The organism is Billgrantia antri (assembly GCF_019430905.1).
In the GTDB taxonomy this organism is placed as follows: domain Bacteria; phylum Pseudomonadota; class Gammaproteobacteria; order Pseudomonadales; family Halomonadaceae; genus Halomonas; species Halomonas antri.
On sequence record NZ_JAHYCA010000006.1, the window covers coordinates 357,432 to 376,314 of the forward strand.

Annotated in this window: 14 protein-coding genes; 7 read left to right on the forward strand and 7 right to left on the reverse strand. The window is 64.7% G+C overall.

Features of this window, described 5'->3' with window-relative positions:
• Positions 1-87: 87 nt before the first annotated feature.
• The 4 genes from KPL81_RS17010 to prlC all read right to left on the reverse strand — a co-directional run bounded on the left by KPL81_RS17010 (position 88) and on the right by prlC (position 5,461).
• A complete protein-coding gene (locus KPL81_RS17010) occupies positions 88-1,077 on the reverse strand; it encodes a TAXI family TRAP transporter solute-binding subunit (RefSeq protein ID WP_209475762.1) in 990 nt (329 codons plus the stop codon).
• A 291-nt stretch (positions 1,078-1,368) separates the two neighbouring features.
• Complete coding sequence (locus KPL81_RS17015) at positions 1,369-3,090, reverse strand: Na/Pi cotransporter family protein (RefSeq protein WP_219793187.1); 1,722 nt, start codon at positions 3,088-3,090, stop codon at positions 1,369-1,371.
• A 2-nt stretch (positions 3,091-3,092) separates the two neighbouring features.
• Positions 3,093-3,338: a YheV family putative zinc ribbon protein gene (locus KPL81_RS17020; protein WP_209475768.1), complete on the reverse strand. Its 246-nt coding sequence runs from the start codon at positions 3,336-3,338 to the stop codon at positions 3,093-3,095.
• 71 nt (positions 3,339-3,409) lie between these two features.
• Entirely contained in the window at positions 3,410-5,461 is a 2,052-nt protein-coding gene (gene prlC, locus KPL81_RS17025) for an oligopeptidase A (RefSeq protein WP_219793188.1), read from the reverse strand.
• Between the two features lie 143 nt (positions 5,462-5,604).
• Between prlC and KPL81_RS17030 the strand changes: the two genes are divergently transcribed.
• The 3 genes from KPL81_RS17030 to KPL81_RS17040 all read left to right on the forward strand — a co-directional run bounded on the left by KPL81_RS17030 (position 5,605) and on the right by KPL81_RS17040 (position 8,320).
• Complete coding sequence (locus tag KPL81_RS17030; protein ID WP_219793189.1) at positions 5,605-6,945, forward strand: sodium-dependent transporter; 1,341 nt, start codon at positions 5,605-5,607, stop codon at positions 6,943-6,945.
• 43 nt (positions 6,946-6,988) lie between these two features.
• Positions 6,989-7,552 carry a gamma carbonic anhydrase family protein gene (locus KPL81_RS17035; protein WP_219793190.1) on the forward strand — a complete coding sequence of 188 codons (564 nt, stop codon included), beginning with the start codon at positions 6,989-6,991 and terminating at the stop codon, positions 7,550-7,552.
• 96 nt (positions 7,553-7,648) lie between these two features.
• A complete protein-coding gene (locus tag KPL81_RS17040; RefSeq protein ID WP_209475776.1) occupies positions 7,649-8,320 on the forward strand; it encodes a metal-dependent hydrolase in 672 nt (223 codons plus the stop codon).
• Here KPL81_RS17040 and KPL81_RS17045 read toward each other — a convergent pair.
• The 3 genes from KPL81_RS17045 to KPL81_RS17055 are packed head-to-tail and all read right to left on the reverse strand — an operon-like array spanning position 8,296 to position 12,371.
• Positions 8,296-9,678, reverse strand: a complete 1,383-nt coding sequence (locus tag KPL81_RS17045; protein WP_219793191.1) for a sigma-54-dependent transcriptional regulator — start codon at positions 9,676-9,678, stop codon at positions 8,296-8,298. The two genes, KPL81_RS17040 and KPL81_RS17045, sit on opposite strands and share 25 nt — an antisense overlap.
• Positions 9,671-11,587: a sensor histidine kinase gene (locus KPL81_RS17050; protein ID WP_338035636.1), complete on the reverse strand. Its 1,917-nt coding sequence runs from the start codon at positions 11,585-11,587 to the stop codon at positions 9,671-9,673. Before KPL81_RS17050 ends, KPL81_RS17045 begins: the two co-directional genes overlap by 8 nt.
• A 10-nt stretch (positions 11,588-11,597) precedes the next feature.
• Positions 11,598-12,371 carry a GntR family transcriptional regulator gene (locus tag KPL81_RS17055; RefSeq protein WP_209475782.1) on the reverse strand — a complete coding sequence of 258 codons (774 nt, stop codon included), beginning with the start codon at positions 12,369-12,371 and terminating at the stop codon, positions 11,598-11,600.
• A 303-nt stretch (positions 12,372-12,674) separates the two neighbouring features.
• Here KPL81_RS17055 and KPL81_RS17060 point away from each other — a divergent pair, with 303 nt between their 5' ends.
• The 4 genes from KPL81_RS17060 to KPL81_RS17075 are packed head-to-tail and all read left to right on the forward strand — an operon-like array spanning position 12,675 to position 18,440.
• Positions 12,675-13,430, forward strand: a complete 756-nt coding sequence (locus tag KPL81_RS17060; protein WP_219793193.1) for a (Fe-S)-binding protein — start codon at positions 12,675-12,677, stop codon at positions 13,428-13,430.
• Positions 13,427-14,896: a LutB/LldF family L-lactate oxidation iron-sulfur protein gene (locus tag KPL81_RS17065; protein ID WP_219793194.1), complete on the forward strand. Its 1,470-nt coding sequence runs from the start codon at positions 13,427-13,429 to the stop codon at positions 14,894-14,896. The genes KPL81_RS17060 and KPL81_RS17065 overlap by 4 nt, the downstream gene beginning before the upstream one ends.
• Positions 14,893-15,561: a LutC/YkgG family protein gene (locus tag KPL81_RS17070; protein ID WP_209475788.1), complete on the forward strand. Its 669-nt coding sequence runs from the start codon at positions 14,893-14,895 to the stop codon at positions 15,559-15,561. Before KPL81_RS17065 ends, KPL81_RS17070 begins: the two co-directional genes overlap by 4 nt.
• Positions 15,558-18,440: an FAD-binding and (Fe-S)-binding domain-containing protein gene (locus tag KPL81_RS17075; RefSeq protein ID WP_219793195.1), complete on the forward strand. Its 2,883-nt coding sequence runs from the start codon at positions 15,558-15,560 to the stop codon at positions 18,438-18,440. The genes KPL81_RS17070 and KPL81_RS17075 overlap by 4 nt, the downstream gene beginning before the upstream one ends.
• Positions 18,441-18,883: the final 443 nt, after the last annotated feature.

An 18,883-nucleotide genomic window follows, 5' to 3' on the forward strand; every position in this document is an offset into this window, starting at 1 on the left:
ATTAACCCTCGGGTGTGGGACGGTAGAGTGCCGGTCACGCCCTTTGCCGCGACGGCAAAGGGCGTGACATCAGGAGCGAGGCGTGCCTCAGTTCAGCTTACGCTCTGCGGGGATCTCGTAGCCGTTCTCCTCGTACCAACGCACAGCGCCCGGATGGAAGGGCAGTACCTTGTTCTTGTCGAGGTTCTCGGGAATGCTGTTGGCCGCGCTGCGGTGGATCTCACGCATGCGGTCGTTGTTCTCCATGCTCAACTTGGTGACTTCATAGATGAAGTCTTCCGGCAAGTCGCAGCCGGCAATCGTGAAGTTCCACATGGAGACGGCGCGAGCATCCTCTTCGAGAGTTTCGTAGGTGCTGGCCGGGATCTGGAAGGCCGATACCGGGAAGCTCTCGATGATCTGCTGCTGCTCTTCCTCGGTGAACTCGATGATGTTCACGTCGGTTTGCACCTCGAGCTGGCTCACCGCGGGGACCGGGATGCCGGCGGCGAAGGCGATGACGTCCAGCAGCCCGTCCTGCAACTGTCCACCCAGGTCATTCCAGCCGCCGTTGCGACGCTCGAAATTCACGCCCAGCTCTTCGAGGATGCGCGGGAAGTAGGTATCGGAGGTGGAGGCCGCCGGGCCGAAGCCGATCCGAGCGCCGTCGGGAATCTCCGAGATGCTGGTGATGCCGGAATCTGCCAACGTGGTAATGGAGAAAGGCGTCTCGTACATCGGGAAGAGTGCGCAGACGTTATCCATGGATACGCCCGGGGCCAGCGGGCTCTCACCGGCCAGTGCCTCGGCGGCCGGGCCCATGGTGGTCAGGCCTAGGGCGATGTCGCCAGTGTGTACCAGCGCCAGGTTCTGGTTGGGGCCGCCGGTGACTTCGCCGCCGCCGGAAATGCCCAGCTCGTCGGCGATCAGATTGGCCCAGCCCGAACCGTAGACGAAGTAGGTGCCACCCTGGCTGGCTGTGCCCACGGTGAAGTTACTCGGCCAGTCGGAGCGGTCCTGGGCCGAGGCCGAGGCCGCGGCGAGCACAAGGGCGCTGGCCAGGGTTCCGGTGAGCACTTTGGGAGTGACGTTGCGCATGGCTATCTCCGTTGCATTTGTGGTTATACATCAGCGGCCTTTCGACACGCTGGACATTCAGTATGGTGCAGAATATGCCCTGGCGCGGTGAGTGCCGGGCTAGCGTTTGGCATAGGGGATATAGCAGGCGGCGTGCCACTTTCTTTTTTACCGAACCACAACAACACGTTGCTGCTCTCTGATTCGACCAAGGTCGAATCCTGCTGCCTGAGTCGGGGCTGGAGTCCCGCACACACGAGCCGGTGCGGCATGTGGAAATCCGCACACTTTCGATCGTCTGGAATGCAGGTCTCAGGGTGGAGAGGGTTCCACCAGGGCGGCTATCAGGCGGCTGGCCTGGTGCAGGTCGTTCATCAGGCTGGAAGCGAGCCAGGGATCCAGATGGTGGGAGCGGAGCCGCCTGGCCATCACTTCCTGCCAATGGCGGCGGACCTCATCGATGGGGGCGGCGATCGTCTGGCCTTCCTGCTCATCGGCGAGCCGGTTGAGGCCGGTTGCCACGGCCAGGCGCAGGTCATCGTGCGCCTCGCGCAAGGGGCTCATTCGCGCCGAGTGGCGCAACAGGCTTCGCTGCAGGACTTCGCCGAAACGCAGGGCTTCCACCATGCGTAAGGTGCGCGATTGCAGCATTTCCAGGCGTTGCTGCTGGGCTTCGGTAAGCGGCACGTCGATACGTGCCTGGAAGGTGAGAATCTCGGTCAACAGGGGCTTGATGCGCTCGTGGTAGCGAGCATTCACCAGTGGCCAGGCGTCGGGGGCGATGGGAGCCTCCACGCTGCGACGCTCGGGAGAGTGCCCGATCACTTCCGCACTGGGCATGAGTATGGCACTGCACAGCAGGTGGTAGGCGCGCCGGTCGAGGCGTCGGCACTCCTGCTCCATGGCATTGACGGCCGTGTCGGCGTGATTGAGGGCCGCCGGATCGAGATAGCGCGCCTGGGTCGGCAACAGCCGCGTAGGCTCGGGGAAGCGGCGCTCGAGAAAGGCAGCCAGGCGTGAAATCCAGGGCAATATCAGTACGATGCCGAGCAAATTGAACAGCGTGTGGAACAAGGCCAGCTTGAGCGGCCAGGCCGTTTCGGCCAGCCCCGCCAGCTCGGCGATGGCATCCACCAGCCAGGCCAGCGGTACCAGCAGCGCCAGTGCCACCACGGCGGTCACCAGATTGAAGATCACGTGAGCGCCGGCCAGGCGCCGCGCGGCGACGCCCGCCGACAAGGCGCCCAGCACGGCAGTCACGGTAGTGCCGATATTGGCGCCGATGGCGATGGCCAGTGCGGGCAGGTAGGGCAGCTGGCCTGAGGCCAGGGCGGTCAGGGTGAGCAGCAGCGTGGCATGGCTCGACTGCATCACCACGGTGGCGACGACGCCGACCATCACGAACAGCGGCCAATGCCACAGCCGGTCGGCGCCCAGCGCATCCAGGCGAATCCCATCCTGCCAGCTTTCGAAGCCCAGTTTCATGAAGTCGATGCCGAGGAACAGCAGGCCGATGCCCAGCAGCAACCCCGCGATGCCGACCGTGACACCGCTGAGCCGATAGCGACCGAGCAGGCCGAGGGCGAGTAGCGGCATGGCGTAGTGTGCCAGATCGAAGCGCAGACCGAATGCCGCGATCAACCAGGCACCCGTGGTCGTGCCCAGGTTGGCGCCGAACAGCAGCGCGATGGCACCGGGCAGGGCGATCAGGCCGGCGCTGACGAAGGACATCGTCAGTAGGGTAACCAGCGAACTGGACTGGACCAGGGTGGTGGCCAGCGCGCCCACCCCGATGGCTCGCCCGGTGTGGCGCGTGGCGGCATGCAGCCAGCGGTCAAGGGTGCCGCCGGAGAGCCGCTTGATGGCTTCTTCCAGCAGGGTCATGCCCCACAGAAACAGGCCCAGGCCGGCGAACAGGGTGGCGAGATCGGGGCGTGACAGCAACAGGGCCGCCGCTGCCGCCAGGCCGAACAGTTCCAGGCGTTGCCGCCTGGCAGAGCGTTGCCCGGTGCCGGGGGTGGTTGTGCCCGCCAAGCTCAGTGGCCCCTGGGGTCGAGGATCCTCACGGGCTGAATGGTATTGCGCTGCTGCTCCTCGCGCTCGCGGTTGACGCGGGTTTCCAGCTCGGCAGTCGTTTCGTCCTCGATTGCTGCCTGCTCGAAGAAGTCGCAGCTGACGCAATCACGATAGCGCACGCCGTGCTGTTCCCAGGCGCGGATGCGGTCCATCTCGCCGCAGCGGGGGCAGACGGCGCCGGCGATGAAGCGTTTCTGAACGGCCATGAAGACTCCGTGTGTCTGCCACCGGGCGCGGTGGCCAATGCCGCTTACCATACCGCGCCCGGTCGTTGCTGTCAGGCGGCCCGAATGCCGCTGTGCCGCAGCAGCGGCTCGACGCTGGGCTCGCGGCCGCGGAAGGCACGGAACAGCTCCGCGGCATCGCGGGCGCCACCCTGCTCGAGGATCTCGCTGCGGAAGCGGCGTCCGGTGTCGGAATCGAAGATGCCGGCCTCCTCGAAGGCGCTCCAGGCATCGGCGGAGAGCACTTCGGCCCACTTGTAGCTGTAGTAACCTGCCGCATAGCCACCGGCGAAGATATGGCTGAAGCCGTTCTGGAAGCGGTTGAAGCCGGCCTTCGGGACGACCGAGACGGCATCGCGTACCTCGTCGAGCAGGGTCTGCACCTCGGCCGCCGTGGGCGCGCTGAGCTCATGATGGAGGCGCAAGTCGAACAGCGAGAACTCGAGCTGGCGCACCAGGCCCATGGCCGACTGGAAGTTCTTGGCCGCCTGTAGGCGCTCCAGCAGCTCGGCGGGCAGCGGTGCGCCGCTATCGACGTGGCCGGCGATCAGATCGAGACCCTCGCGCTCCCAGCAGTAGTTCTCCATGAACTGGCTGGGTAGTTCCACCGCATCCCAGGCCACGCCGTTGATGCCGGACACCTCGGCCACGGTCTGGCGGGTCAGCATGTGGTGCAGGCCATGGCCGAACTCATGGAACAGGGTGGTGACTTCGTCGTGGGTCAGCAGCGCCGGCCGGTCGCCCACCGGACGGGTGAAGTTGCAGGTCAGGTAGGCCACCGGCAGCTGCAGGCCGCCATCCTCGCGGCGACGGCGCACCCGGCACTCGTCCATCCAGGCGCCGCCGCGCTTGCCCTCGCGGGCGTAGAGGTCGAGGTAGAAACCGGCAATCGGCTCACCGTGCTCGAGAATGCGGAAGTAGCGGACTTCGGGATGATAGCGGGGTGCGTCGAGAGCTTCTTCGACGCTGACGCCGTAGAGTCGCTCGACCACCTGGAACAGGCCGTCGACCACCCGCGGTGCCGGGAAGTAGGGTCGCAACTGCTCTTGGGAAATGGCGTGGCGTGCCTCGCGCAGCTTCTCGCTGGCATAGCCGACATCCCATGGCGCCAGCTCGGCGAGGCCCAGTGTCTCGTGCGCATAGGCCTCCAGTTCGGCGAATTCTTGCCGTGCCTGGGGCACTGCGCGGCGGGCCAGATCGTCGAGGAAATCCAGCACTTGGCGGGGGGATTCGGCCATCTTGGTCACCAGTGACAGTTCGGCATAGCTGGCGAAACCGAGCAGCTCGGCCAATTCGTGGCGCAGGGCCAGTGTCTCCTCGATGATCGGCGCGTTGTCATACTCGCCGGCATGGGGGCCCTGATCCGAGGCGCGGGTAACGAAGGCGGTATACACCTCGCGGCGCAGCTCGCGATCCTCGGCGAAGGTCAGCACTGGATAGAAGCTAGGGAAGTCGAGGGTGATGCGATAGCCCTTTACGCCCTTGGCTTCGGCATTGGCGGCCAGGGTCGCCAGGGCGCTTTCCGGCAGCCCGGCCAGCCTCGCTTCATCCTCGAGGTCCTTGTGCCAGGCCTGGGTCGCATCCAGCAGCTGGTTGGAAAAGGTGTTGGAGAGTTCCGACAGGCGCGACTTGATCTCGCCATAGCGACGCTTCTTCTCCGCCGGTAGATCCACGCCGGCGAGGCGGAAGTCGCGCAGGGTATTGTCGACGCAGCGACGCTGCGCCTCGTCCAGCTGCGCCCAGGCCGGCCCCTCCTTGAGGGACTGCCAGGCACGGAACAGTCCCTCGTGCTGGCCGAGCCAGGTGCTGTAGTCCGAAAGCTTGCCCAGGCAGGCCTGATACGCCTCGCGCAGGGCAGGCGAGTTCATGGTGCCATTGAGGTGCGACACCGGCGACCAGGCTTGGGACAGCCGGTCGTTGAGCGCCTCGAGCGGAGCGGCCAGGCTCTCCCAGGTCGGCGCCTCCCGCTGTGCTCGCTCGACCAGCGCCTCGGTGCTGGTGCGATTGTCGGCAAGCAGCTTGTCGATCGCCGGTACCACGTGCTCCGGCTTGATCTCGTCGAAAGGGGGCAGCTCATGGGACTCGAGCAGCGGATTGTGGGGCATGCGCACCTCGGGTTGCAGTGGGCGGGTTGGCGGAATAGCAATTAGATGCGGCCGTCGGCGACCGGTTTCAATCCCGCCATGGGGATTGGTGGCGGCGGGCCGGCCTGATAGGCTTGCGCCTCCACGAAAGTCGAGGTGACGGCATGAACGAAACCCTGGAGCGCTGGAGTACGCGGCGGGCCTTCATTCTGGCGGTGACGGGCGCGGCAGTGGGGCTGGGCAACATCTGGCGCTTCCCGTACATCACCGGTGAAAACGGGGGGGCCGCTTTCCTGATGCTCTACGTGGTCTTCGTGCTGCTGCTGGGGCTGCCGGTGATGATGGCGGAAATCATGATCGGCCGCGCCGGGCGGCGCGCGCCCATGCAGTCATTGGCGCACTTGGCCGGCCAGGCCGGGGCCAGCCCTTACTGGCGATTGCTGGGGCTGTTCGGTGCCTTCACCGTGTTCTGCATTCTGTCGTTCTACTCGGTGGTCTCGGGTTGGTCCATCGAGTTTCTCATCTCGGCAGTCAACGGCGACTTCGACGGGCGCAGTGCCGCCGAGATCGCGGCCGGCTTCGAGAGCTTCCTCGGTGACCCGGGCCGCATGACCTTCAACCACACGCTGTTCCTGTTCATGACCATGACGGTGGTTGCGGCGGGTGTCGCCAAGGGCCTCGAGCGTCTCAATAACCTGTTGATGCCGCTGCTCTATCTCTTGCTGGCACTGCTTGCCGGCTACGCCGCTACCACCGACGGGTTCGGCACGGCGCTGATCTGGCTGTTCCGGCCGGACGTTTCCGCCATCACGCCGCAGGTGGTGATGCACGCCATGGGGCACGCCTTTTTCACCCTGGCGGTAGGCGCCTGCGCCCTGATGGCCTACGGTGCCTACATGCCCGAGCGTCAAAGCCTGCCGCGTGCGGCCGGGGCGGTAGCCGTCCTCGATGTCAGCGTGGCGCTGCTGGCCGGTATTGCCATCTTCTCGGTGGTCTTCAGTCAGGGTATGGATCCCGGCGAGGGACCGGGGCTGATGTTCGTCACCCTGCCCATCGCCTTTGCCGAGCTGCCCTGGGGGGCGCTGTGGCTCAGCGTGTTCTTCCTGCTGCTGCTGCTGGCTACCTGGACTTCGTCGATCAACCTGGCCGAGCCCATGGTCGCCACCCTGCAAGGGCTGGGACTGAGCCGCGGCAAGGCCGCTGCGCTGATCGGCGTCTCCGTGTGGCTGGTGGGGCTGCTGTCGGTGCTGTCGTTCTCGACCCTGGCCGAATGGCGCCCCCTCTTCGGCATGACCCCCTTCGATCTGGTCACCACCATTCCCACCGAGATCTTCCTGCCGGTAGGTGGGCTGCTGATCGCCACCTTTGCTGTACGGATCATGCCGCGCGAGGAGGCGCAGGCCGCCCTGGGGGCCGGCGGGGCAGGCTTTCGCCTGTGGCACTTGGTGGTACGCTGGGTTTCGATCCCCCTGGCGGCCGTGGTGCTGATGGCCGGGCTGTTGTAAACCACTGGATGCGACCGGCCCAAGTGCCGGCCTGGAGACATGCATGAGCGCGAACGATCCTATCCGTAGCTGGCAGGGCACGCGGCCTACCCTGGGCGCAAGGGTCTATGTCGACCCGGCCAGTGTGGTGCTGGGCGATGTGGTGCTGGGTGATGACTGCTCGGTCTGGCCCATGGCAGTGGTTCGGGGCGACATGCACCGTATCCGCATCGGGGCTAGGACCAGCGTGCAGGATGGCAGCGTGCTGCACATTACCCACGCCAGCGATTTCAATCCCGGCGGCTTTCCCTTGACCATCGGCGACGACGTTACTATCGGCCACAAGGCGATCCTGCACGGCTGCACCCTGGGTAGCCGAATCCTGGTGGGGATGGGTGCCATCGTCATGGACGGAGCGGTCGTCGAAGATGAGGTGATCATCGCTGCCGGTGCCGTGGTGACGCCGGGCAAGCGTCTCGAGGGCGGCTTCGTCTATGCCGGGAATCCGGCCAAGGCGCTGCGCCCGCTCAAGGACAAGGAGCGAGCCTTCTTTCCTTATACCGCGGGCAACTACGTGAAGCTGAAGGACCAGTACCTGGCCGAGTGTGGCGAGGCATCTGAAGAGTAACGCCACGCCTCCCTTTTATAACGACAAGTCTTTGTTTTTCTGCGCCGGGCAAGCAATAATCTGTTTTTTTATCCAGTTACTTGGGGTTTGCCCGGCATGGCCGACTTTCGTACCCATCTCAGTGCCGCCGTGGGTGGCGGTGTCCTGCTGGCCGTTGCCGGCTGGCAGGGCGGGCTCTGGACTCTGGGGGAGGCACTGCCGCTCGGTGCCTTGACCGCCTTCGGCGGCATCCTGCCCGACATCGACGCCGACCACTCCCATGCCGTGCGTCTGATCTTCAATACCATGGCCGTGATGGTGGTGGCAGTGGGCGTGCTCCTGCTCCATGCCCAGCTCGAGCCAGGGGCACTGCTGATGGTGTGCGGCGGGCTCTATATCGGGGTGCGTCTCGTGCTCAGTCCGATTTTCAAGCGTTTTTCCGTGCACCGCGGCATCTGGCATTCGCTGTTGGCCGCCGCGCTGTGCGGGCTGGCGACCAGCGTTGCCGGCTATCAGTGGCTAGGCCAGCCGGCCTGGCTCGCCTGGGCCCAAGGGGTGGCGCTGCTGCTGGGCTATTGCATCCACCTGCTGCTCGACGAACTCTACAGCGTGGATCTTACCGGTGCGCGGCTCAAGCGCTCCTTCGGCACCGCCCTCAAGCTGTTCGACTACCGCGAGCCAGGCAACTCACTGCTCATGCTGCTGATTGCGGCAAGCCTGCTACCCTGGCTGCCATCATGGACGTCCCTGGAGGAACTGTGGGCTCAGGGGATTACCTTGTGGCGGTAGTCCTCGGCTTTGAGGCCGTACTTGCGCAACTTGTCATAGAGCGTCTTGCGCGGCAGGCCAAGGTGCTCGCAGACGTCCGTGATACGTCCACGGTGGCTGACCAGTGACTGGCTGATCACGCTCTTCTCGAACAGCTCCACCTGCTGCGGCAGGGCAAGCTCGGCATTATCCACCTCGACGCCTTCCAGCAGCACGTCGAGGCGATGGTCGAAGGCCGACCCCAGCAGCACGTAACGCTCGGCCAGGTTACGCAGCTCGCGCACGTTGCCGGGCCAGTCATGCGCCATGAGGGTCGAGATACCGTTGGCGTCCAGCGGGGGGGCTTCCTGTCCGCTGCGGTTGGCGGCCACCACGGCAAAGTGCTGGAACAGCAGGGGGATGTCCTCGCGTCTCTCGCGAAGCGGTGGAATCGGCAAGGTGACGACGTTAAGCCGATAGTAGAGATCCTCGCGGAACTCCCCGGCCTCGGCGGCTAACTTGAGGTCAACCTTGGTCGCGGCGATCACGCGAATGTCCAGCGGCACGGCCTCGTTGGCGCCGAGGCGCTCGACGCAGCGTTCCTGCAGTACCCGTAGCAGCTTGACCTGCAGCGCCAGCGGCATGGATTCGATCTCGTCGAGGAACACGGTGCCGCCATTGGCGTATTCGAACTTGCCGATGCGCCGCTCCACGGCGCCGGTGAAGGCGCCTTTCTCATGACCGAACAGCTCCGACTCGATGATGCTCTCCGGTACCGCGCCGCAGTTGATGGCGACGAAGGCGTGTCCGCCACGTGGGCTGCGCTCGTGAATGGCGCGCGCCACCAGGTCTTTGCCGGTGCCGGTTTCACCGAACAGCAGCACGTCGGTTTCCACCTGGGCGATGCGCTGCACCATGGAAGCGAGGCGCTGAATGGCCAGGGTGCGGCCCACCAGGCGCGGGCCAGGCGCCGCCTGCTGCGCTTCCAGTTCGGCCTTAAGCTGACGATTTTCCAGACTCAGGCGGCGTTTTTCGGCGCCGCGGCGCACCATTTCGACCAGCCGCTCGCCGGCGAAGGGCTTTTCCAGAAAGTCCCAGGCTCCCTCGCGCATGGCTTCCACGGCGGTGGAGATGTCACCATGGCCGGTAATGAGGATCACCGGCAGGTCCGGGTCGCGCAGGCGTACTTCGCGCAGCAGGGCCATGCCATCCATGCCGGGCATGCGAATATCGCTGACGATCACCCCGGCAAAGTCGGGCGTGAGCGCTGCCAGAGCGCTCTCGGCACTGGCATGGGGCTCCGGCAGATAGCCGGCCAGTTCCAGGGTCTGGCCGGCAGTGATACGCAGGTGGGGTTCGTCGTCGATGATCAGTACCGGAGTGGCTGCCGGATCATGCATGTGAGCGCTGCTCCTGGGTTGGCGAAGTCGGTGAGGTGTCGGGACGCTCCTCACGGGGCAGGGTAATGGTGAAGCATGCGCCGGCGCCAGGCTGGTTGGTGGCCTCGATGCTGCCTCCAAGATCCTTGATGATGCGCGCCGAAATCGACAGGCCCAGGCCCAGGCCGCTTCCCGGCGACTTGGTGGTGAAGAAGGGCTCGAAGACTCGCGACAGGTGCGGCTCGGGTATCCCCGGTCCGGTATCGGTGACGCTGATCCGCACCTGTGCCGGTTCGACCTCGACACCCAGGAGCAGCCTGGGTGTAGGCGACTCCGTCATGGCCTGCAGCGCATTGCCGATCAGATTGACCAGTACCTGTTCGAGGCGCACCAGGTCGGCGCGTACCCAGACTTCGTTTTCCCAGCAGCGCACCACGTCGACATCATGCAAGCGGTTCTGGTAGAGCCGCAGCGCATAGTCGAAACAGGCCTGCACCGACACCGCCGTCAGTGAGCTGTCGCTCTTGCGTGAAAACTGACGCAACTGGGCACTGATCTCGGCCATGCGCTCGGTCAGCTCGACGACCTGAGCCAGGTTGGCATCCGCGGCCTCCAGACGCTGTCGCTCGAGGAAGGCGCGTGCATTCTCGGCATAGGCGCGAATGGCGGCCAGGGGCTGGTTGAGCTCATGGTTGATGCCGGCCGCCAACTGACCGAGTACGGCGAGTTTGGCGGCCTGGATCAGCTCGTCGCGGGTCTGGCGAAGGTTCTCTTCGGCCCGTCGGCGCTCCTCGATCTCATCGGAGAGGCGGCGGTTGGTCTCCAGCAGGTCGCGGGTGCGATGTTCGACATTACGCTCCAGCTCGTCACGGGCGTGAGCCAGGGTCTGTCGCTCGCGTTCGGCGAACAGCTCCCTCTCCCGGCGCAGGCGCAGACGCTGCCAGCCGATACCGCCCGCCAGCGTCACCACACCGTAGAGTCCTCCGGCCAGCGCGGCCGCCAACCACTGCGCGCTGTAGACCGAATCCAGCGGCTTGAGGATGTGCATGTCCCAGCCGAACGCTTCCATATGGCGGGCCAGGCCAAGATAGCGACCGCCGCTCAGTGCTCCCTGAGTGAAGCGAACCAGTTCGCTGCCATCATCACGATGCGCAAAAATCTCGATGCCGGAGTGGGTCAAGGGTTCGTCGGCATAGCGGCGAGTGGCCAGCAGCGCTTGACGCTCCTCCTCGGAAAGCGGATGCAGCGCGGCCATGCGCAGCGAGGGGTGACTGGCCATGAAGATGATATCGTCCTCGTCGGTTACCATCAGCTCAGCATCCTGCTCGGCCCAGCTCGCTTCGATGGCGTCGAGCAGTACCTTGATCACCATCACCCCGCTGGGTCTAGCGTTGGGAGCGGTGTCGTCGAGCCACACCGGGGCCGAAAAATAGTAACCGCGTTCGAGCGACTGCACGCCCAGGCCGTAGAAACGGCCGCGCCTGCCCTCGATGGCATCCTGGTAATAGCTGCGGAACGCATAGTTCTGTCCAATGAAAGTGTCGGGCCGGTGCCAGTTGCTGGCCGCCACGGTGTTCGCGTTTGCATCCAGCAGATAGACGTCCGAGACGTCGGCCGTGGCGCGGAACTGGTCGAGCAGCAGGTTGAGCGGCATGGGGTTTTGCTGCTCACGGTTGAGCAGGAAGCGCTTCACCATCTCGCGCGAGGCGAGCAGCTGGGGCAGGTAGTCGTGACGTGTCAGGTGTCCTTCCAGCCCGGCAGCGGACAGGCGCAGCTCATTCTCGGCTTCTCTCACCAGAGTCAGCAGGGCCTGTTCGCGAGCGACCTGGGCTGCCTGCCACATGACTGCGACCAGGCCCAGTGGCAGTAACAGCAGAAGGAGCCGACGCAGGGTCAGCGGCAGGCGGGGTGGACGATGCGGGCCTTTCACCAGGCGCTCCTTACAGCTGAATTTCAGGCAATGCCTGGGCGCGTCGCAGGGCGCGCTGAGCGCGGGTCTCGGCACGCTCCATCTCCAGCAGCTCCTCCTCGACGAACACCAAATGCTCATGGGAGCGCGCTCGTGCGTCCTCGGCCCGTCCCTCGAGGATGGCATCGAGCAAGGCACGGTGCTGCTTCATCAGCAGTGGCCGAGACTGCGGCTTCTCGAACAGGTGCGCCAGGTTGTCGACTATGCTTTTTTCCAACAGATGAAAGATACCGCGAATGGTATGCAGCAATAGAACGTTGTGTGCCGCTTCGGCAATGGCCAGGTGGAAGGCGGCGTCCGCCTTGGCTTCCAGCTCCGGATCGCGACCGGCAAAGCACGCTTCCAGCTCTTCGAAGCGCTTGATCAGCATGGCGCGATCGGCCGGGGTAGAGCGCAGGGCGGCATAATAGGCCGAAATACCTTCCATGGCGTCACGGAACTCGAGCAGGTCCAGGTGGAACTCCTGATGCCTGGCCAGCATGTCGAGCAGCGGGTCGCTGTAACCGCTGTTGAGTTCGCGGGTAACGAAAGTGCCGCCGCCCTGACGGCTGGTGAGCAGGCCGCGAGTCGCCAATTTCTGAATGGCCTCGCGCAGCGAGGGGCGCGAAACGCCAAAGCGCTCGGCCAGCTCGCGCTCCGGCGGCAGCCGCTGGCCGGGCTTGAGACTGCCCTCAAGGATCATCGCCTCGAGACGTTCGGTGATGACGTCTGCCAGTCGAGGCTGGCGCACGTTTTGATAGGTCATGCGAATCTTCCTGAAAGAGTCGATGCTCGCCTAATTGGTCTTACCAATATTGACCTGAAACGTGCCATCTTGCAAATAGGTGAAGGACATGCGGCCTTCAATCTTACTTGGCTGCAGTAGAAGCCAGGTGTTGATAGACGAAAGTCTATGCGAATCTGAAGGATATGGGGATGTCCGGCGTTGACACGGGGCGCGGTGAGTCCTAAGGTTCAACGATCTTTTTCGGTAAATTGGTTTTACCAATTATAATCAGACGGCGGGCAGCGGGATTGCCTGCCTGCGGGCCGACAGTGAGGGAGCCTCATGACGCCAGTCAAGCTGTACCCACCCAAGCCGGAGAAGGTCTACTTCTTCGGCACCTGCCTGATAGATCTCTTCTACCCTGACGCTGGCCTGGATGGTGTTCGCTTGCTGGAGCGCGAAGGCATCGAGGTGCTGTTTCCGCAGGACCAGACCTGCTGCGGCCAGCCGGCCTATACGTCGGGCTATCACGATGAGGCCCGGGCCGTGGCGGCAGCACAGCTCGCTCTCTTTCCCGAGCCCTGGCCGATCGTGGTGCCGTCGGGCTCGTGCGGTGGCATGATGCGTACCCACTATCCCCAGCTTTTCGCCGGTACCGAGCTTGAAGGTCATGCCAACGAGGTGGCGGGGCGAATCTATGAGTTGACCGAGTTTCTGGTGCATGTCTGCCACCTGCGGCTCGAGGATCGCGGTCAGCCGGAAAAGGTTGCCATGCATACCTCTTGCAGCGCCCGGCGCGAAATGGGGCTGGCCGATACCGGCCCCACGCTGCTCGCCCGCATGGGGCAGGTCGAACTGGTCGAGCAGGCCCGTGCTGCCGAGTGCTGTGGCTTCGGCGGCACTTTCGCCGTGCGCCATCCCGAGGTTTCCGCAGCCATGGTCGAGGACAAGACCCAGGCGATCGAGGCCACGGGGGCGAAACGTTTCGTCACCTCGGACTGCGGTTGCCTGATGAACATCGCCGGGCGTTTCGAGCACCAGAAGAAGAGTGTCGAGGGTGAGCACATCGCCAGCTACCTGTGGCGGAGAACTTCATGAGCGCAGCGCAAGAGCCGGTGCAGACCTTTACCCCCCGCGAGTTCCATCGTCAGGCCCACGATGCCCTGGGCAATCCTCAAATCCGTGCCAATTTTCGCAAGGCGATGGATGGCCTGATGGCCAAGCGGCGCGATGTGTTCAGCGACTGGGATCTAGAGATCCTGCGCGAACTGGGTGCCAACATTCGTCTACGGGCGCTTGCCAAGCTGCCCGACCTGCTCGAGCGGCTCGAGGCCAACTGCCGAGCCAATGGTATCCAGGTGCACTGGGCCGAGAGCGGCGACGAGGCATGCCGCATCATCCGCGAGATCTGCGAGCGCCACGAGGCCAAGTCGGTGATCAAGGGCAAGTCGATGGTTTCCGAGGAGATGCATCTCAATGCCCACCTGGAAGAGGCGGGCATCGAGGCGCTGGAGTCCGACCTCGGTGAATACCTGGTACAGCTCAACGAGCAGACGCCCTCGCACATCATCATGCCGGCGATCCATCTCAATACCGATGAAATCTCCGATATCATGCACACCAGGACCGGTACCGAGCGGACCCGTGACGTGGACTACATGACCGCCGCTGCGCGGGCCCAGCTGCGCGAGCGCTTCATGGCCGCCGACGTGGGGGTGTCGGGGGTCAACTTCGCCGTGGCCGAGACCGGTACCCTGTGTTTGGTGGAGAATGAAGGCAACGGCCGCATGACCACCGCCGTGCCGCCGGTGCACATCGCCGTGACCGGCATCGAGAAGGTGGTCGAGCACCTGCGCGACGTGCCGCCGCTCTACGCGCTGCTGACCCGTTCTGCCACCGGTCAGCACGTCACCACCTATTTCAACATGATCAGTTCGCCGAGAAAGCCCGGCGAGCATGATGGACCCGAGGAGGTCCATCTGGTGCTGGTCGATAGCGGCCGCTCCAATATCTACCAGGACGACGAACTGCTCGACACCCTGCGCTGCATCCGCTGTGGCGCCTGCATGAATCACTGCCCAGTCTATACCCGGGTGGGGGGCCACACTTACGGCACCACCTACCCCGGCCCCATCGGCAGCATCCTGATGCCGCACATGATGGGGCTGGAAGCGACCAAGGACCTGCCCACCGCCTCGAGCCTGTGCGGTGCCTGCGGCGAGGTGTGCCCGGTGAAGATCCCGATTCCCGATCTGCTGGTACGCCTGCGCCGCGAGGCGGTGGGCGAGGGGCGCGGCAACGTGCCCGGTGCCGGCGTCAAGCGGACCAAGAAGGAAGCAGCGGCGTGGAAGGGCTTCCAGTGGCTGGCCACGCACCCCGGGGTCTGGCGCAGCAGCACGTTCATTGCCGGCAAGCTGCAGGCGCTGATGCCCTCGAAGCTGGGGCCGTGGTCGGACTACCGCACCGCGCCCAGGCCGGCCAAGGTGTCGCTGCATGCCTTGGTTAAACAGCACAAGGCCAAGCATCATCAGGCAGACAAAGCCGACGGGGAGGAACGCTCATGAGCGCCCGCGACAATATTCTCAGGCGCCTGCGTGAGCGCACCGATGGGCCGCTGGCGGCGCCGCAGAGCGACTTCGCCGTGGTCACCGGGCGTGGCTGGAGCCGGGAGGAGCGGCTGGCGCGCTTCGAGCGCTGGATCACCTCGGTCCACGGCGAAGTGATTCACACTACTCGGGCTGACTGGACCGCGACACTGGCCGAGGTGCTCGAGGCCAAGGGCATTCGCCGCCTGGCGCTGGGGCGGGAGCACCACGTCGCTGCCGAGGCGCGTGCCGCCCTGGCCGAAGGTGACGTCACCCTGATCGATGCCGATCGCGATATCGAGACCTGGCGACACGAGCAGTTCCACGACACCGATGCCGGCCTGACCTCCACGCGCGGTGCCATCGCCGAGACCGGAAGCCTGTGGCTGTGGCCGACTCCCGATGAACCGCGTCTGCTGAGCCTGGTACCGCCGATCCATATCGCCGTGCTCGATGCCGATACCATCGAAGACACCTTCTTCGACGTGGTCGAAGCCCATGGCTGGGCCACGAGCATGCCCACCAATGCGCTGCTGATCTCCGGCCCGAGCAAGACCGCGGACATCGAACAGACCCTGGCCTATGGCGTGCACGGTCCACGCGAGCTGGTCGTGCTGCTGCGCCACGCCGAGGAGCGCCCATGAGCGATGCAGCGAGGGCGCCAACTGTCGATGCCTGGCAGGAACTCAAGCAGGAGCTGCTCGCGGTCATGCCCGCCGAGCGGCTGATCGACGATCCGCTGCGTACCCTGGCTTACGGCACCGACGCCAGCTTCTATCGGCTCATCCCCAAGCTGGTGGTTCGTCCCGCCGACGAGGATGAATTGATGGCGGTGCTGGCCGGTTGTCGCAAGCGCGGCCTTCCGGTCACCTTTCGTGCTGCCGGTACCTCGCTCTCAGGGCAGGCGGTCACCGATTCGGTGCTGATTCAACTGCGCGAGGGCTGGCGTGGGCACGAGATCCTCGACAATGGCCGGGCGATCCGCCTGCAGCCAGGGGTCATCGGCGCACGGGCCAATCAGCTGCTTACCTCCTTCGGACGCAAGATCGGCCCCGACCCCGCCTCCATCAACAGCTGCATGGTGGGCGGCATCGCGGCTAACAACGCCTCTGGCATGTGCTGCGGTACGGCGCAGAACAGCTATCGCACGGTGCGCGACATGCGCGTGATCCTGGCCGACGGCACCTGCCTGGACACCGCCGACCCGGCCAGCCGCGAGGCATTCCGGCGCAGCCATGCCGAACTCGTCGAGGGGCTCGAGCAGCTCTCCGCCGAGACCCGGGCCAACGCGGCGCTGGCGGAGAGGATCCGCCACAAGTACCGACTCAAGAACACCACCGGCTATGCGCTCAACAGCCTTGTCGACTTCGACGACGGCATCGAGATCCTCAAGCACCTGATGATCGGCTCCGAGGGCACGCTCGGCTTCATCAGCACCATTACCTACGACACCGTCGTCGACGAACCGCACAAGGCCGCGGCGCTGGTCTTCCTGCCCGACATGGCCACCACCTGTCGCGCCACCATCGCGCTAAAGACGGCGCCGGTCTCGGCAGTGGAACTGATGGATCGCGCCGCGCTGCGCTCGGTGGAGAGCAAGCCGGGCATGCCGGAAGAGCTCAAGCGCTTGCCCGACGGGGCGGCAGCGCTGCTGATCGACGTGCGCGGCAACGACGAGGCAGAGCTCCAGTCGCGGCTCGAGGCGGTGCAGGCGATCTTCGAGGGCATTCATACCCTGGAGCCGGTGACCTTCACCCACGAAAAGAGCACCTACGAACTCTACTGGAAGATCCGCAAGGGACTCTTTCCCGCTGTGGGGGCGGTGCGCGATACAGGCACCACGGTAATCATCGAGGATGTCGCCTTTCCCATCGAGCGCCTCGATGAGGGCGTATTGGCGCTGTCCGATGCCTTCCATCGCCATGGCTATCCCGAGGCGATCCTGTTCGGCCACGCCCTGGAGGGCAACCTGCACTTCGTCTTCCCGCAGGGCTTCGAGAAACCCGGCGAGGTGGAACGCTATCAGGCATTGATGGACGAAGTGGCACAGCTGGTCGGTGTAGAGTACGGCGGCTCGCTCAAGGCCGAGCACGGTACCGGGCGCAACATGGCGCCCTACGTCGAACTGGAATGGGGCTCCGAGGCCTACGCGCTGATGTGGCGGATCAAGGCGCTGTTCGACCCCGAGAATCTGCTCAACCCCGACGTCATCCTCAGCCGCAACCCGACCCTGCATCTGGAGAACCTCAAGCCGTTGCCGGCAGCCGATCCCATCGTCGACAAGTGCATAGAGTGCGGATTCTGCGAGCACGTCTGTCCTTCGCGGGATCTCACGCTCACGCCGCGACAGCGCATCGTTGCCGCTCGCGAGATGGCCAGGCTCGAGGCGTTAGGCGAAAGCCTCGCACGCGAGGAGGCCGAACGGCTCGAGCGCTTGCGTAAAGATTACCGCTATGCCGGTGATGAGACGTGCGCCGTCGACGGCCTATGCGCCACTCAGTGCCCGGTAGGGATCAATACCGGTGAGCTGGTTCGCGAGATGCGCCATGAGCGGCTGGCGCCGCATGCCGACATGGCGCGCCGAGTGGGACGGCACTTCTCCGGCACTACGCGCGTGGCGCGAGGTATGCTCAACCTGGCGAGTACCGGGCGGGCCGTGCTCGGCGAGCGAGGGCTTTCCAAGTTCAGCGGAGCCATTACCCAGGCGAGTGGTGGTCGCGTACCTCAATGGATACCTACTCTGCCCAAGGCTGCTCCGGTACGTGTGCTGGGCCGGGAGCGCATCACTGACAGCGTGCGCGACAAAGTGGTTTACCTCCCTTCCTGCGCTACTCGCGTGTTCGGGGCTTCCCATGGCGACAGTGAAAAGCGCTCGATCATGGAAATCACCCTTTCGCTGCTCGACAAGGCCGGCTTCGAGGTGGTCGTGCCCGAGATGACGGGCCACCTGTGCTGCGGCATGGCCTTCCAATCCAAGGGACAGTTCGAAGAGGCGACGCACAAGGCGCGTGAGCTCAACCGAGAGCTGCTGGTGGCCAGCCAGAACGGGCGTTACCCGATCCTCAGCGATACCAGCCCCTGCGTATTGCACATGCGGGTGCGGCTGGATGAGCGTCTTAGCGTACAGGAGCCGGTGTCCTTCGCTCATGACCATTTGCTGCCGCGCCTCGACGTGATTCCTCTCGATGAACGCGTGGCCGTGCACGTGACCTGTTCAAGCACGCATATGGGATTGGGCGAGCATATGGTGGCCCTGGCGCGGGCTTGTGCCCGTGAGGTCGTGGTGCCAGCCGAGATCACCTGCTGCGGCTTCGCCGGGGACAAGGGGCTGGTCACACCGGAGCTCAACGCTTCGGCCCTGAAGGGGCTCGCCGAGCAGGTAGGGCAGTGCGAGGCGGGGTACTCCAACTCTCGCACCTGTGAGATCGGGCTGTCACTGCATGGCGGCATCCCGTATCGTTCGATCCTGTCGCTGCTCGACCGAGCCAGTCGCGAGCGCGAGGAGGCGGCCGACACGGCCTGAAACATCCACAGCTGCTTGGCGCTCTGGGCGGCTGTGGATAAGCCTTGCGCCGTGGTTCCGTTTTTTTCTGCGAAAGGCCTTGCGGGCTCTGCGAGGAATGCGTAAAGTACGCATCCGCTGCCGGCGACGGGCAACGTTGCAGGCGGTGGGAAGAGTGGTAAGTGGCTGTCTTGCTTTGTATTTTCCGATTCGCTTCGTAAAATTCGCACTTGACGCCCACGGCGAATTCGGTAGAATGCGCCCCACTCGAAAGCAAGTCCGCAAGCGGGCTTGCGGTCGCCGGCCCAGGCCGGTCTTCGATGCGAAAGTCATTTCGGTGACGGCCTCGAAGAGAGTTGACAAACTCCGGCGCTTCAGTAGAATACGCCTTCCTCGCAGGGCGCTGGCGAGGCCTCACGGCCCCGACAGCAAGCGAGACGCTCTTTAACAATCGATCAGGTAAT

Excerpts from the sequence above, each read along its gene's own strand:
- KPL81_RS17010 (WP_209475762.1), bottom strand. The coding sequence starts at position 1,077 with ATGCGCAACGTCACTCCCAAAGTGCTCACCGGAACCCTGGCCAGCGCC.
- KPL81_RS17020 (WP_209475768.1), bottom strand. The coding sequence starts at position 3,338 with ATGGCCGTTCAGAAACGCTTCATCGCCGGCGCCGTCTGCCCCCGCTGC.
- prlC (WP_219793188.1), bottom strand. The coding sequence starts at position 5,461 with ATGCCCCACAATCCGCTGCTCGAGTCCCATGAGCTGCCCCCTTTCGAC.
- KPL81_RS17030 (WP_219793189.1), top strand. The coding sequence starts at position 5,605 with ATGAACGAAACCCTGGAGCGCTGGAGTACGCGGCGGGCCTTCATTCTG.
- KPL81_RS17035 (WP_219793190.1), top strand. The coding sequence starts at position 6,989 with ATGAGCGCGAACGATCCTATCCGTAGCTGGCAGGGCACGCGGCCTACC.
- KPL81_RS17040 (WP_209475776.1), top strand. The coding sequence starts at position 7,649 with ATGGCCGACTTTCGTACCCATCTCAGTGCCGCCGTGGGTGGCGGTGTC.
- KPL81_RS17045 (WP_219793191.1), bottom strand. The coding sequence starts at position 9,678 with ATGCATGATCCGGCAGCCACTCCGGTACTGATCATCGACGACGAACCC.
- KPL81_RS17055 (WP_209475782.1), bottom strand. The coding sequence starts at position 12,371 with ATGACCTATCAAAACGTGCGCCAGCCTCGACTGGCAGACGTCATCACC.
- KPL81_RS17060 (WP_219793193.1), top strand. The coding sequence starts at position 12,675 with ATGACGCCAGTCAAGCTGTACCCACCCAAGCCGGAGAAGGTCTACTTC.
- KPL81_RS17065 (WP_219793194.1), top strand. The coding sequence starts at position 13,427 with ATGAGCGCAGCGCAAGAGCCGGTGCAGACCTTTACCCCCCGCGAGTTC.
- KPL81_RS17070 (WP_209475788.1), top strand. The coding sequence starts at position 14,893 with ATGAGCGCCCGCGACAATATTCTCAGGCGCCTGCGTGAGCGCACCGAT.
- KPL81_RS17075 (WP_219793195.1), top strand. The coding sequence starts at position 15,558 with ATGAGCGATGCAGCGAGGGCGCCAACTGTCGATGCCTGGCAGGAACTC.